This window comes from Serratia sp. TSA_7, assembly GCF_052692135.1.
This window is the reverse complement of the sequence record NZ_JBQZFU010000011.1, coordinates 52,497-64,722: the sequence shown is the minus strand read 5'-3', so window position 1 is coordinate 64,722 and position 12,226 is coordinate 52,497. Positions and strand designations below refer to the sequence as shown.

Annotated in this window: 13 protein-coding genes; 6 read left to right on the top strand and 7 right to left on the bottom strand. The window is 57.1% G+C overall.

What is annotated here, in order from left to right:
* The first annotated feature begins 79 nt into the window (after positions 1 to 79).
* Positions 80 to 1,063: a quinone oxidoreductase gene (locus ACUTQW_RS23135; protein ID WP_020439898.1), complete on the top strand. Its 984-nt coding sequence runs from the start codon at positions 80 to 82 to the stop codon at positions 1,061 to 1,063.
* Between the two features lie 307 nt (positions 1,064 to 1,370).
* On the opposite strand, the gene pspG is transcribed toward ACUTQW_RS23135, so the two are convergent.
* Positions 1,371 to 1,589: an envelope stress response protein PspG gene (pspG, locus tag ACUTQW_RS23130; RefSeq protein WP_006328344.1), complete on the bottom strand. Its 219-nt coding sequence runs from the start codon at positions 1,587 to 1,589 to the stop codon at positions 1,371 to 1,373.
* A 156-nt stretch (positions 1,590 to 1,745) separates the two neighbouring features.
* The gene (gene dusA / locus ACUTQW_RS23125; RefSeq protein WP_006328345.1) at positions 1,746 to 2,756 is read right to left on the bottom strand and encodes a tRNA dihydrouridine(20/20a) synthase DusA; all 1,011 of its coding nucleotides are present in this window, start codon (positions 2,754 to 2,756) and stop codon (positions 1,746 to 1,748) included.
* Positions 2,757 to 2,959: 203 nt separating this feature from the next.
* Here dusA and ACUTQW_RS23120 point away from each other — a divergent pair, with 203 nt between their 5' ends.
* The 4 genes from ACUTQW_RS23120 to zur all read left to right on the top strand — a co-directional run bounded on the left by ACUTQW_RS23120 (position 2,960) and on the right by zur (position 5,485).
* On the top strand, positions 2,960 to 3,493 hold the full coding sequence (locus ACUTQW_RS23120; RefSeq protein WP_004948775.1) for a tetratricopeptide repeat protein: 534 nt from the start codon (positions 2,960 to 2,962) through the stop codon (positions 3,491 to 3,493).
* Between the two features lie 50 nt (positions 3,494 to 3,543).
* Positions 3,544 to 4,032 carry an RNA polymerase sigma factor gene (locus tag ACUTQW_RS23115; RefSeq protein ID WP_071531492.1) on the top strand — a complete coding sequence of 163 codons (489 nt, stop codon included), beginning with the start codon at positions 3,544 to 3,546 and terminating at the stop codon, positions 4,030 to 4,032.
* A complete protein-coding gene (locus tag ACUTQW_RS23110; protein WP_004948784.1) occupies positions 4,029 to 4,787 on the top strand; it encodes an anti-sigma factor family protein in 759 nt (252 codons plus the stop codon). The genes ACUTQW_RS23115 and ACUTQW_RS23110 overlap by 4 nt, the downstream gene beginning before the upstream one ends.
* Positions 4,788 to 4,972: 185 nt before the next feature.
* On the top strand, positions 4,973 to 5,485 hold the full coding sequence (gene zur, locus ACUTQW_RS23105; protein WP_004948787.1) for a zinc uptake transcriptional repressor Zur: 513 nt from the start codon (positions 4,973 to 4,975) through the stop codon (positions 5,483 to 5,485).
* A 114-nt stretch (positions 5,486 to 5,599) separates the two neighbouring features.
* On the opposite strand, the gene ACUTQW_RS23100 is transcribed toward zur, so the two are convergent.
* The 4 genes from ACUTQW_RS23100 to ACUTQW_RS23085 form a co-directional block, all read right to left on the bottom strand.
* Positions 5,600 to 5,809: a CsbD family protein gene (locus ACUTQW_RS23100; RefSeq protein WP_004948789.1), complete on the bottom strand. Its 210-nt coding sequence runs from the start codon at positions 5,807 to 5,809 to the stop codon at positions 5,600 to 5,602.
* Between the two features lie 319 nt (positions 5,810 to 6,128).
* Positions 6,129 to 7,466 (bottom strand): MATE family efflux transporter DinF, encoded by a 1,338-nt coding sequence (gene dinF, locus ACUTQW_RS23095; RefSeq protein WP_006328347.1) that lies wholly within the window; start codon positions 7,464 to 7,466, stop codon positions 6,129 to 6,131.
* A 101-nt stretch (positions 7,467 to 7,567) separates the two neighbouring features.
* Positions 7,568 to 8,176, bottom strand: a complete 609-nt coding sequence (lexA, locus tag ACUTQW_RS23090) for a transcriptional repressor LexA (protein WP_004948794.1) — start codon at positions 8,174 to 8,176, stop codon at positions 7,568 to 7,570.
* A 118-nt stretch (positions 8,177 to 8,294) separates the two neighbouring features.
* Positions 8,295 to 8,663, bottom strand: a complete 369-nt coding sequence (locus ACUTQW_RS23085) for a diacylglycerol kinase (protein WP_004948796.1) — start codon at positions 8,661 to 8,663, stop codon at positions 8,295 to 8,297.
* A 149-nt stretch (positions 8,664 to 8,812) separates the two neighbouring features.
* Between ACUTQW_RS23085 and plsB the strand changes: the two genes are divergently transcribed.
* Complete coding sequence (gene plsB / locus ACUTQW_RS23080) at positions 8,813 to 11,278, top strand: glycerol-3-phosphate 1-O-acyltransferase PlsB (RefSeq protein WP_062791592.1); 2,466 nt, start codon at positions 8,813 to 8,815, stop codon at positions 11,276 to 11,278.
* Positions 11,279 to 11,339: 61 nt separating this feature from the next.
* On the opposite strand, the gene ubiA is transcribed toward plsB, so the two are convergent.
* Positions 11,340 to 12,212: a 4-hydroxybenzoate octaprenyltransferase gene (ubiA, locus tag ACUTQW_RS23075; RefSeq protein ID WP_006328357.1), complete on the bottom strand. Its 873-nt coding sequence runs from the start codon at positions 12,210 to 12,212 to the stop codon at positions 11,340 to 11,342.
* Between the last annotated feature and the right edge of the window lie 14 nt (positions 12,213 to 12,226).

Sequence of the window (12,226 nt, the reverse complement as noted above, 5' to 3'; positions counted from 1 at the left end):
TCAATCCGCACCCGGCTAAACTGGATCGTCGATACTAAAACGCGTAGGGTGAAATCAGACACCCCAACGAGGTAATGAAATGGCAAAGCGCATTCAATTCTCCGCCACCGGCGGCCCGGACGTGTTGCAATACGTTGATTTTACACCTATCGATCCGGCAGCCGGTGAGGTACAGGTTGAGAATAAGGCGATCGGCATCAACTACATCGATACCTATATTCGCAGCGGCCTCTATGCACCCGCCAGCCTGCCAAGCGGGTTGGGCACCGAAGCGGCCGGCGTGGTGATCAAGGTAGGCGCCGGCGTCAGCGCGGTGAAACCGGGCGACCGCGTGGTTTACGCCCAATCGTCACTCGGCGCCTACAGCGACGTTCACAATGTTTCGGTAGAGAAAGTGGCGATCCTGCCGCACAACCTGAGCTTTGAGCAGGGTGCCGCCTCGTTTCTGAAAGGGCTGACGGTACACTATCTGCTGCGCCAAACCCATGAAGTGCAGCCGGGCGAAGTGTTCCTGTTCCATGCCGCCGCAGGCGGCGTCGGGTTGATTGCCTGCCAGTGGGCCAAGGCGCTCGGCGCAAAGCTTATCGGCAGCGTCGGTTCTGACGAAAAAGCTGAACTGGCTAAACGCGCCGGCGCCTGGGCGACCATCAATTACCATCAAGAAGATATCGCCCAGCGCGTGTCTGAACTGACGCAGGGCGAAAAAGTCGGCGTGGTGTACGATTCGGTGGGCCAAAGCACCTGGCAGGCCTCACTCAATAGCCTGAAGCGCCGTGGGCTGATGGTCAGCTTCGGCAACGCCTCTGGCCCGGTAACCGGCGTCGATCTGGCATTGCTGAACCAGAAAGGTTCGCTGTACGTCACCCGCCCTTCGCTCAACGGTTACGTCACTAACCGCGCGGAGTTGCAGTTCGCCAGCAATGAACTGTTTTCGTTGATCGGCAGTGGCGCCATCAAGGTCGACGTAAAAGAAGAGCAAAAATTTGCGCTGGCCGATGCACAACGTGCGCATGAGGTGCTGGAAAGCCGCAATACCAGCGGTTCAAGCCTGCTGATCCCTTGATCCCCAGGCAAAAGAAAAGGGCTCCGTAAGGAGCCCTTTCTATTTACTGCATTTGTAGGGGTAGAGCAGAGTCCGCCAGAGACAGGGGGGTTGCTTCAGCAACGCTCGTATTGGGTATTATTGTCTCTTGCGGTGATGAAATAGGTCGCATCGCTGCATCGACAAATATCCTACCAGCCCCTAAACGCAAAAAACACGCTTAATGTGCCGCATTCGCATTTAAAACACCAAGGTGTGATCGTCGCCGCATTCACGATGCATTCGTTACGCAAATTTCAGCGTGACTGCCTGATTACTCGACAAAAAATCAGTAACGACGTATTTGCGGCTTCTGCACCGAACGGTATATCCAAACGCCCACCACCGCCAAAATCAACCAGGGCAGCAGCTTGATCACTATCGCCAGCAGGCCGCCCAGCAGCATAAACGCCGCCGCGACCAGTAACGCGGCGAAGACGCCCAGCAGCGAAATTCCGGTCACCATCAGCATCACTACAAAGCCAATGAGAAAGAAGAGTTCTAACATGATTGCTCCTTCGCAAAACAAAGTCTCTGCAGGAGTATTACAAGATGCGTGCCAGAACGGCAGAAAAGATAAGTAGTTGAAATATAAAAACAGGCAAACAGCAGAGCGCTGAATGCCTGATGAAAAAGACTAACTGTTAGTCAAATTCTTTGCGTATTACGCCACTTCGGTACGCGGCAGACGAACCAGATCCAGCGCAGCTTCCACCACGCGCGCATCGGCGCCCGGTTTGTGGGCGTTCTCGCTCAGATGGCGACGCCACTGGCGCGCCCCCGGCACGCCCTGGAACAGGCCGAGGATATGGCGGGTGATGTGCCCCAAATAGGTACCGTTCGACAGCTCACGTTCGATATAGGGATACAGCGATTCGATAATCGCCACGCTGTCCATGACCTCGGTCTGGCGACCAAACAGCTCGCTGTCGACCCGCGCCAAAATGCCCGGATTCTGATAAGCCTCGCGCCCCATCATCACGCCATCCAGATGCTCCAGATGCTGCTTTGCTTCTCCCAGCGTTTTCACACCGCCGTTGATGGCGAGAGTCAACTGCGGGAAATCCCGTTTCAGTTGGTACACGCGCGGATAGTCCAGCGGCGGCACTTCACGGTTTTCTTTCGGGCTGAGGCCGGACAACCAGGCCTTGCGCGCATGGATAGTAAACATATCGCACTCGCCGCGCCCGGCGACGGTGGCGATAAAATCGCACAGAAACTCGTAGCTGTCCTGGTCGTCGATGCCGATGCGGGTCTTGACCGTCACCGGGATCGACACCACGTCGCGCATCGCCTTGATACAGTCGGCAACCAGCGTTGCCTGCCCCATCAGACAGGCGCCGAACATGCCGTTTTGTACGCGATCGGACGGGCAACCGACGTTGAGGTTAATCTCGTCGTAACCGCGCTGTTCGGCCAGTTTGGCGCAGTGCGCCAGCGCAGCCGGATCGCTGCCGCCCAGTTGCAACGCCACCGGGTGCTCTTCTTCGCTGTAGGCCAGATAGTCGCCCTTGCCGTGAATAATCGCGCCGGTGGTCACCATTTCGGTGTACAGCAGCGTTTCTTTGGTCAGCAGGCGGTGGAAGTATCGGCAATGACGATCGGTCCAGTCGAGCATCGGCGCAATGGAGAAACGATTGGCGGCATATTTTGAGGCGTGGTTGTCTGTCGTCATGCTGAGTTACTGGCTACCTGATCTGTCTGGGATTCAACGAACGGCATGCTGCCGCAAACGGCTATTATAACGACAATCGACGGCATTGGGAAAACCGCCGTGCCATCAGGCCAAAAAGAAAAAGAAAAAACGAATAAAAACGCGCCTTCAGGTGTTCTCTCACCAAGGGGGCAACTCGCCTCCCTTCCAATGAGGAAAAAACCATGAACAGTTTCGTTAAACGCCTGTTGCTGCCCGTGATTGCTGGCTCTGTGCTGTTTTCCGGCGCGGCCCTGGCGATGGGGGGTGACGGCAGCGGCCAAACCACGCCAACCTGCCCGAAAGGCCAGATATACGACACAAAAACCAAGACCTGCATGGTGGATAAAAGCAGCATGATCGGCGACAACGATCGGGCGAACTACGCCTATGCGCTGGCGAAAAGCGGCCGCTATCAGGATGCCCTCGACGTGCTGAACACTCTGAAAAACCCCAACACCGCCGTGGCATTGAACTACCGGGGTTACGCCACCCGCAAGCTCGGACGCACGGATGAAGGCATCGGCTACTATTTAAAATCAGTAGCGCTCGATCCCAACTACCCAAAAGTCCGCGAATACTTGGGTGAAGCCTATATGGTGAAAGGCCGCCCGGACCTGGCGAAAGAGCAGCTCAAGGTGATCCAGTCGCTGTGCGGCACCGGTTGCGAAGAGTACCGCGACCTGGCGGCAGCCATAGATCACCATCCCGAATCATAAGGTAGCCAGGCCCGGAGGCGAGCATCAGCAACGACGCAATCCGCAACGAAATCGGCCAGTATCTTTCCCGCCTGTGGCGCTATGGTTTAGTGCTCTCTCACCGGCGGGATATCGCCGACGATCTGGTACAAGCCACCTGTGTGCGGGCGCTGGAACGCGCCGCACAGTTTACATTGGGCTCGCGCATGGATCGCTGGCTGTTTTCGATTCTGCATTCCATTTGGCTGAACGAAGTCCGTGCCCGGCATATCCGTCAGGGGCAGGGTTTTGTCGATGCCGACGATCTGGCCGGCGAGGAAAACGGTGAAGATACGATATGGGCCAATGAAGTGATGCAGCGGGTCAATCGCCTGCCGGAGGCACAGCGCAATACGCTGTTCCTGGTGTACGTGGAGGAGCTTTCTTACCGGGAAGCGGCCGAGGTGCTGGGCGTCCCTATCGGCACCATCATGAGCCGCCTGGCAGCGGCACGTCTACGACTTGCGAACGACAGTGTGCTGCAACCCCATATCCCGCAGTCAAAAGGAGAACGATCATGAGCTCATACTATACTGCGGATGAACTGCTGGTCGCCTATCTGGACAATCAACTGGATCCCCAGCAGCGCCGCAGCCTGGAACAGCGCCTGGTCGACGAACCGGCATTGGCCGACCGTTTGTCGCTGCTGGAACGCAGCAATCTGCCGTTCAAACAGGCGTTCGCCCCTTTGCTGGATGAAGCACCGGTGCAACAACTGCAGGACAGGTGGCCACTTGCCATGCCGGCCCCACAACGCGGCGTCAGCCGCCGTGCCCTGATTGCCGCTGCCGTCGGTTTTCTGGCGCTGGGTGTCGCAGGCGATCGCGCCTGGCTGCAAGCGAGTCAGCCAGAAGACAACTGGCGCGGCCTGGTGGCCCAATATATGGCGCTTTACACCCCGGAAACGCTGGCGGGCTTCGATAGCGCCCCTGCGTTACTCGCCAGTCAATTGCAGCACACCGGCGAACGGCTCGGCATTGCCCTCCCCGCTCCCAAACTGGCATTGAACGGCGCTGAGCTGAAAAATGCCCGCGTGTTGGCTTACGACGATCGCCGCATTGCTCAGTTGACCTGGCTGGACGCGCAGTTTGGCCCGCTGGCGCTGTGCATCATTCAGCAACCGGGCAAGCCGGAGTCCGCACAAAGCGAACGCCGCCAGGGGATGAACGTGGTGTATTGGGCCGATGGCAGCCACAGCTTTATGCTGATTGGCCATAATCCTGCGGCGGAGATGACCAGGCTGGCGGAGCGCTTGCAGCGTTCACTGTCCACCTGAGAAGGAATCACGGCGCTTGCCCACCGCTCAGATGCCGGTGTAGCGCGTGAAGGGTCACTCATTTTTCATCGCACCAGCCGTATCTCCGCATCAGGTTGCTCCTTCTCAGCGGAAAAGGGGGCGACTCTCGGCGATTGCGCTTAATCATGATAAAATCGGTTTTTTTACGTACCGGGATATTTGCCATGAACTCAAGCACCCAGGAAAAACTGCTGGCGCAGGCTGAACAACTCTGCCTGCAACGCAATGTGCGGCTGACACCGCAGCGGCTGGAAGTGTTACGCCTGATGGCACAACAACCCGGTGCCATCAGCGCTTATGACCTGCTGGATCTGCTGCGCGTAGCTGAACCGCAGGCGAAACCGCCAACGGTCTATCGCGCGCTGGATTTCTTGTTGGAACAAGGGTTTATTCATCGGGTGGAGTCGGCCAACAGCTACGTGCTGTGCCATCATTTCGAACAACCGATGCATACCTCCGCGCTGTTTATCTGCGATCGCTGTGCTCAGGTGACTGAACGCACCACCGAAGGGGTGGAGGAAACGCTGCAAAAACTGGCGAAAGAGTCGGGTTTTGTGCTGCGCCACAGCGTGGTGGAAGCGCATGGCCTGTGTTCGGGCTGTGTTGAAGTGGAAGCCTGCGACAGCAAGCATGATTGCGGTGAGCACGATCACAGCATTGCCATCAAGAAGAAATAAATTAAGCGGGATTGGTCAGGCACTTCCCTGTACCTGTGGCCGTGGCGTTAAGGGGATCAAAACACCCGGCCGGCTACAGTCGATTACGGCCACCGTATGCTGTGGCCCTGCTCTCTACCAGCGATACTTGCTGTGGTCTTCCCAGGATTTCACTTCTTTCTCGGCCGCCTCTTTCTGGTAGCCATAGCGTTCCTGGATTTTACCGACAAGCTGTTCGCGTTTCCCTTCAATGACCGCCAAATCGTCATCGGTCAGCTTGCCCCATTGTTCCTTCACTTTCCCTTTAAACTGTTTCCAGTTACCGTCGGCTTGATCTTTGTTCATAGTCTCTCCGTTAACCTGTCGTAAATCAGTTTGATACTGTGCTGACCGGGCGTCTAACCAAGCAATTTTTATGGTCTATTACCGCCAACCAAAGGGTTGCCACTCCCCCATTCATTTCGCCAGCCACATGATTAATTGTAGACGCAGATAACGACAACCAAACAAAAACCAGAATAAAAAGCCATAAAAAAACAATTAACCAGAAAAAGACACTAACAAACAAGGTGCTACCCGACTGGAATGGCTCTTGGGAACATGTAAGCAAATATAAATAAAAAACATAAGAAAAATTACTCAATTATCTATAAAGCTCTCTGTCTTATTGCCCCCTAAACCAGGTACCGCGCAGCCGGTGACGGTGCCAGAACCAGCCCAGCGCAATGCCCCTCAGCGACAGAAACACCGCCAGCGCCAGCCATAATCCGTGGTTGCCCAATACAGGTACGGTAAACAACGTCAGGCCGAAGCCGACGGCCGCCACCGCCATGCTGTTGCGCATTTCGGCACCGCGGGTCGCGCCAATAAACATGCCGTCCAGCAGGTAACACCACACACCGACCAACGGCAGCACCACCTGCCACGGCAGATAATGGCTCGCCAGCGTACGCAACTCGGGTAAAGAGGTTAATGCCGAGATGATTTGCTGCCCGGCAACGGCATACAGCACCCCAAAAGCCAGTGCCACCAAACAAGCCTGGCGACAGGCGGCGCGCCATACCTTGCGCAGTTGGCTGTCGTCGCGAGCGCCATAGGCATGGCCGGAATGCGCCTCTACCGCGTAGGCAAAGCCGTCGAGCGCGTAGGCCGTGAAGGTCAGCAAATTCATCAGTACCGCGTTTACCGCCACCACGTCGCCGCCAAGCCGGGCACCGAAAATGGTCAGTGAGGCAAAACACGCTTGCAGCAACAGTGAACGCAACATGATGTCGCGATTCAGCGCCAGCAGGCGCCGCAGATTACCGCGCCAGGCCTGGCGCAGCATCGGCGCGGAAATGCCTCGTATGCGCATCACCCGCCAGGCAAGCCATAGCCCCAGCAGCAGGGTGGCATATTCAGAGATGACGGTCGCCGTCGCCGCCCCTTGCACGTTCCAACCCAGCCCCATCACCAACCAGATATCCAGTACGATATTCAGCAGGTTACCGATAATCAGCAAGATCACCGGTGCACGCACGTATTGCACGCCAAGCAGCCAGCCCAGGATCACCATGTTGGCCAACGCCGCCGGCGCACTTAGCCAGCGGATTTCGAGGAATAGCCGCGCTTGTTCCAGCACCGCGCCATCGCCGCCCACGATCTGCAACGCCATATCGATCAACGGGTGGCGCAGCAGCACAATCGCCACACCGGCCAACACCGCCAGCCACAACGGCTGCATAAAAGCGCGCGCCAACCCCTGAGGATCCTGTGCACCGAGCGCCTGTGCCGCCAGCCCGGTAGTGCTCATACGAAGGAACAGCAGCAACATAAACAGGAAGCTGGTAGCCATGGCACCAATAGCAACGCCACCCAGATAGGCGGGGCTATCCAGGTGGCCAATCACCGCAGTATCCACCAGCCCGAGCAGCGGAACGGTAATATTGGAAAAGATCATGGGTAACGCAAGGCGCCATAGGGCTTTATCAGTATCGCTGGTGAAGGCAGAAAGCAGGCGCATAGTGAAATGTTCCCGTGGCGGTAGGGTTTGAATGAATCAGAAATGACATCGCCCCAGAGCTGGGGCGATTTAAATCAGAGGACAACGTTCAGGCGCAGCGATTAAATCCAGTCGCCGTTGCGGATCACGCCGACCGCCAGACCTTCAATGGTGAAATTTTGCTGACGCAGGTCGACCACGATAGGCTGGAACTCGCTGTTTTCCGGCAGCAGTTCAACCACATTGCCGTGTTTTTTCAGGCGTTTGACCGTAACTTCATCTTCAATACGCGCCACAACTACCTGGCCGTTCCGCACGTCCTGGGTTTTATGCACCGCCAGCAGATCGCCGTCGAGGATGCCGATATCACGCATCGACATGCCGTTGACCCGCAGCAGGAAATCCGCGCTCGGTTTGAACAAAGAAGGATCCACCTTATAGTGCCCTTCGATATGCTGCTGCGCCAGCAGCGGTTCACCGGCGGCCACGCGGCCAATCAGCGGTAAACCTTCTTCATCTTCCATCAGCAGGCGAATGCCGCGTGAAGCGCCGGAGACGATCTCGATCACGCCCTTGCGCGCCAGCGCTTTCAGATGTTCTTCTGCAGCATTTGGCGAACGGAACCCCAGACGCATGGCGATCTCGGCGCGCGTTGGCGGCATGCCAGTTGACGAAATATGATCGCGAATCAGATCATAGACTTCTTGTTGTCTGGTAGTTAATGCTTTCATTCCGCCCCCTGTTTGTTTATACAGTCTTGCTGTGAGTATATACAGGTAAGCGCGGCTTGGGAACCGAAGAATGAATAAAAATCAGGGATTAGCGCCCCGCCGCAACGGAGCGTTCCACTCAGGCAAAGTGTTGCCAGAGTACCGAACCCCAGACAAACAGCGCCAGTATGATCGTCAGCGTTACCGCCGCCGACCCCATATCTTTCGCCCGCCCGGAAAGCTCGTGGTGTTCCGTGCCCACCCTATCGACAATGGCTTCAATCGCGCTGTTCAGCATCTCGACGATCACGACCAACAGCACCGATCCGATCAGTAAAATGCGCGCTATCGCACCCACATCCAGCCAGATCGCCAGTATGATAGCCAGCACGGTCGCCACCAGCTCCTGGCGGAATGCGGCTTCGTGCTGCCAGGCAGCAGAAAAGCCTTTATATGAGTAGCCGGCGGCTTTAATAATACGGGTCAGGCCGGTTGCTTGGTTTGCCATGTTTTTTAGTGCCTTTCACAGAGGTAAGTCATAATTATAGAGCTTGGGTCAGGAAACTCTCCCGGCTCACGGTTTTCCAACACCACAGATCTGCTACCCGGTTTCTGGTATGCTTGCGGCGCATTGCTAACAAGAGGCTTCACGTTGTTATGTCAGGTTGGCGTAAAATTTATTATAAATTATTGAATTTACCACTTAAATTGTTGGTAAGAAGTAAGGTTATCCCTTCAGATCCGGTCACGGAGTTAGGGTTGGATCCCTCACGGCCGATTTTGTATGTTTTACCTTATAATTCCAAGGCGGATTTACTGACGCTGCGCACCCAGTGCCTGGCGCAGGATTTGCCCGACCCCCTCAATCCGCTGGAGATAGACGGCACCGTACTGCCAAGCCATGTGTTTATTCACGACGGCCCGCGCGTGTTCCGCTACTACACACCGAAAGAAGAGTCGGTAAAACTGTTTCACGACTATCTGGATCTGCACCGCAGCAATCCGGATCTCGATATTCAGATGCTGCCGGTGTCGGTGATGTTTGGCCGTTCCCCAGGCCGAGAAGGCCACGGCACGCCGCATCTGCGCTTGCTGAACGGCGTCCAGAAATTCTTCGCCGTCCTGTGGCTGGGCCGCGACAGCTTCGTGCGTTTCTCCAACACCGTTTCGCTGCGCCGAATGGCGACCGAACACGGCACGGACAAAACTATCGCACAAAAACTGGCGCGCGTGGCGCGCATGCATTTCTCGCGTCAACGTCTGGCCGCCGTCGGCCCAAGCCTGCCGGCTCGTCAGGATCTGTTCAATAAGCTGCTGGCGTCCAAAGCGATCGAAAAAGCGGTCGAGGACGAAGCGCGCAGCAAGAAAATTTCCCATGAAAAGGCCCAGCAGAACGCCATTGCGCTGATGGAAGAGATCGCCGCCGACTTCTCGTACGAGACGGTGCGCCTTTCCGATCGCGTGCTGAGCTGGACCTGGAACCGGCTGTATCAGGGCATCAACGTCACCAATGCCGAGCGCGTGCGCCAGTTGGCGCAGGACGGCCACGAGATCGTTTATGTGCCGTGCCACCGCAGCCATATGGACTACCTGCTGCTGTCCTACGTGCTGTATCACCAGGGCCTGGTGCCGCCGCACATCGCCGCCGGCATCAACCTCAACTTCTGGCCGGCCGGGCCGATCTTCCGTCGCCTGGGCGCGTTCTTTATCCGCCGCACCTTCAAAGGCAACAAGCTGTATTCAACGGTGTTCCGCGAATACCTCGGCGAGCTGTTTACCCGCGGTTACTCGGTGGAATACTTCGTCGAAGGCGGCCGTTCCCGTACCGGGCGCCTGCTGGAACCGAAGACCGGCACCCTGTCGATGACCATCCAGGCAATGTTGCGCGGTGGCACTCGCCCTATCACGCTGGTCCCGATCTACATCGGTTACGAACACGTGATGGAAGTAGGTACTTACGCCAAAGAGCTGCGCGGTGCGACCAAGGAAAAAGAGAGCCTGTTGCAGATGCTGCGCGGCCTGCGCAAGCTGCGTAATCTCGGCCAGGGTTACGTCAACTTCGGCGATCCGCTGCCGTTGACCGCCTACCTGAACCAGAACGTGCCGCAGTGGCGCGAATCGATTGACCCGATCGAAGCCCAACGTCCAAGCTGGCTGACGCCAACGGTCAACGACCTGGCGGCCAAGATCATGGTCCGCATCAACAACGCCGCCGCCGCCAATGCCATGAACCTGTGTTCCACGGCGCTGCTGGCCTCACGCCAGCGCTCGCTGACCCGCGAGCAGCTGCTTGAGCAGTTGGAGTGTTATCTGCAACTGATGCGCAACGTGCCTTACGCCGGCGACGTCACAGTGCCGACCCAAACGCCGGACGAGCTGCTGGATCACGCGCTGAACATGAACAAGTTCGAGGTGGAGAAGGATAACATCGGCGATATCATCATCCTGCCGCGCGAGCAGGCGGTGCTGATGACCTATTACCGCAACAATATCCACCATCTGCTGGTGCTGCCTTCGTTGATCGCCACCATAGTGATGCATCACCGCCGGGTGTCCCGCGCTGAACTGCTGCGGCAGATCGGCCTGATTTACCCGATGCTGAAGGCCGAACTGTTCCTGCACAACGACAAGGAACAACTGCCGGAAGTGCTGCGGCCGCTGATCGCGGAAATGATCCGCCAGCAGCTCATCTGCGACAAAGGCGAGGATCTGGTGCTTAACCCGGCGCGCATTCGCCCTCTGCAATTGCTGGCAGCCGGCGTGCGCGAAACGTTGCAGCGCTATGCCATCACCATGTCTATCCTCAGCGCCAACCCGAGCATCAACCGCGGCGCGCTGGAGAAAGAGAGCCGCATCATGGCCCAGCGTCTTTCGGTGCTGCATGGTATCAATGCGCCAGAGTTCTTCGACAAGGCGGTGTTCTCTACCCTGGTGGCGACGCTGCGTGAAGAAGGCTACATCAACGATGTCGGCGATGCCGTTCGTGAGCACACCCTGGAGGTGTACAGCATGTTGAGCGATTTGATTACCCCGGAAATCAAGCTGACTATCGAGAGCGTCAGCATGCCGGCGGAAACCAGCGTGCAGCCGGAAACGGCGGCGACGGAAGAAAAAGCTGAATAATTGATTGATAATCAAAAACAAAAAGGCACCGCAGGGTGCCTTTTTTATTGCAGGAATACCGCTAGCCCTGCCAATAACTCAATGCGATACCGATAAACAACACCAGCCCGACATAGTTATTATCCAGAAACGCCTTGAAGCAGGCGTCGCGATCGCGGGTAGCGATTTGCTTTTGCTGATGAATAAACAAGGCACCCGCCAATAGCAACGACCAATAAAACGCCCCGCTCAGTTTGGCCAGATAGCCCACCCACAGCAGCAGCAGCAGCGTCGCGAACTGCAGCAGACCGACGATCAGTTTGTCGTAACGGCCAAACAGAATGGCGGTGGATTTGACGCCAATCTTCAGGTCATCGTCACGGTCCACCATCGCATACAGCGTATCGTAAGCCACCGTCCAGCAGATATTGGCCAGCAGCAGCAACCAGCAGCTCAACGGCAGTGCCTCGCTGACGGCGGCGTAGCCCATTGGGATGCCCCAACCGAACGCCGCTCCCAGCACGAACTGCGGCAGATTGGTGACCCGCTTCATAAACGGATAGATCCACGCCAGCGCCAGCGCCGCCAGCGACAGCCAGATGGTCATGGCGTTCAGCGTCAGCACCAGCCCAAACGAGACCAGCACCAGCACCACGAACAGGATCTTGGCCTCTTTCTCGCTCACCCGGCCGCTCGGCATTGGGCGCCCCGCGGTTCGCTTCACGTGGCCGTCAACGGCGCGGTCGGCATAGTCATTCACCACGCAGCCGGCAGCACGCATCAGGAACACCCCAATCACGAACACCAGCAGGATAGACAGTGGCGGCACCCCCTGCCCCGCAATCCACAGCGCCCACAGCGTTGGCCACAGCAGCAGCAGGCTGCCGATCGGTTTATCGAGGCGCATCAGATGGCCGTATGCCCGCCATTTGCTTTGAGTCACGCTTCCCTCCAAGGTATTTCCTCTCC

Bases quoted from the DNA above. Each gene is read 5' to 3' on its own strand.
- pspG (WP_006328344.1), bottom strand. From the start codon at position 1,589: ATGTTAGAACTCTTCTTTCTCATTGGCTTTGTAGTGATGCTGATGGTG.
- plsB (WP_062791592.1), top strand. From the start codon at position 8,813: ATGTCAGGTTGGCGTAAAATTTATTATAAATTATTGAATTTACCACTT.
- ACUTQW_RS23110 (WP_004948784.1), top strand. From the start codon at position 4,029: ATGAGCTCATACTATACTGCGGATGAACTGCTGGTCGCCTATCTGGAC.
- dusA (WP_006328345.1), bottom strand. From the start codon at position 2,756: ATGACGACAGACAACCACGCCTCAAAATATGCCGCCAATCGTTTCTCC.
- dinF (WP_006328347.1), bottom strand. From the start codon at position 7,466: ATGCGCCTGCTTTCTGCCTTCACCAGCGATACTGATAAAGCCCTATGG.
- ACUTQW_RS23085 (WP_004948796.1), bottom strand. From the start codon at position 8,663: ATGGCAAACCAAGCAACCGGCCTGACCCGTATTATTAAAGCCGCCGGC.
- ACUTQW_RS23100 (WP_004948789.1), bottom strand. From the start codon at position 5,809: ATGAACAAAGATCAAGCCGACGGTAACTGGAAACAGTTTAAAGGGAAA.
- ACUTQW_RS23135 (WP_020439898.1), top strand. From the start codon at position 80: ATGGCAAAGCGCATTCAATTCTCCGCCACCGGCGGCCCGGACGTGTTG.
- ACUTQW_RS23120 (WP_004948775.1), top strand. From the start codon at position 2,960: ATGAACAGTTTCGTTAAACGCCTGTTGCTGCCCGTGATTGCTGGCTCT.
- zur (WP_004948787.1), top strand. From the start codon at position 4,973: ATGAACTCAAGCACCCAGGAAAAACTGCTGGCGCAGGCTGAACAACTC.
- lexA (WP_004948794.1), bottom strand. From the start codon at position 8,176: ATGAAAGCATTAACTACCAGACAACAAGAAGTCTATGATCTGATTCGC.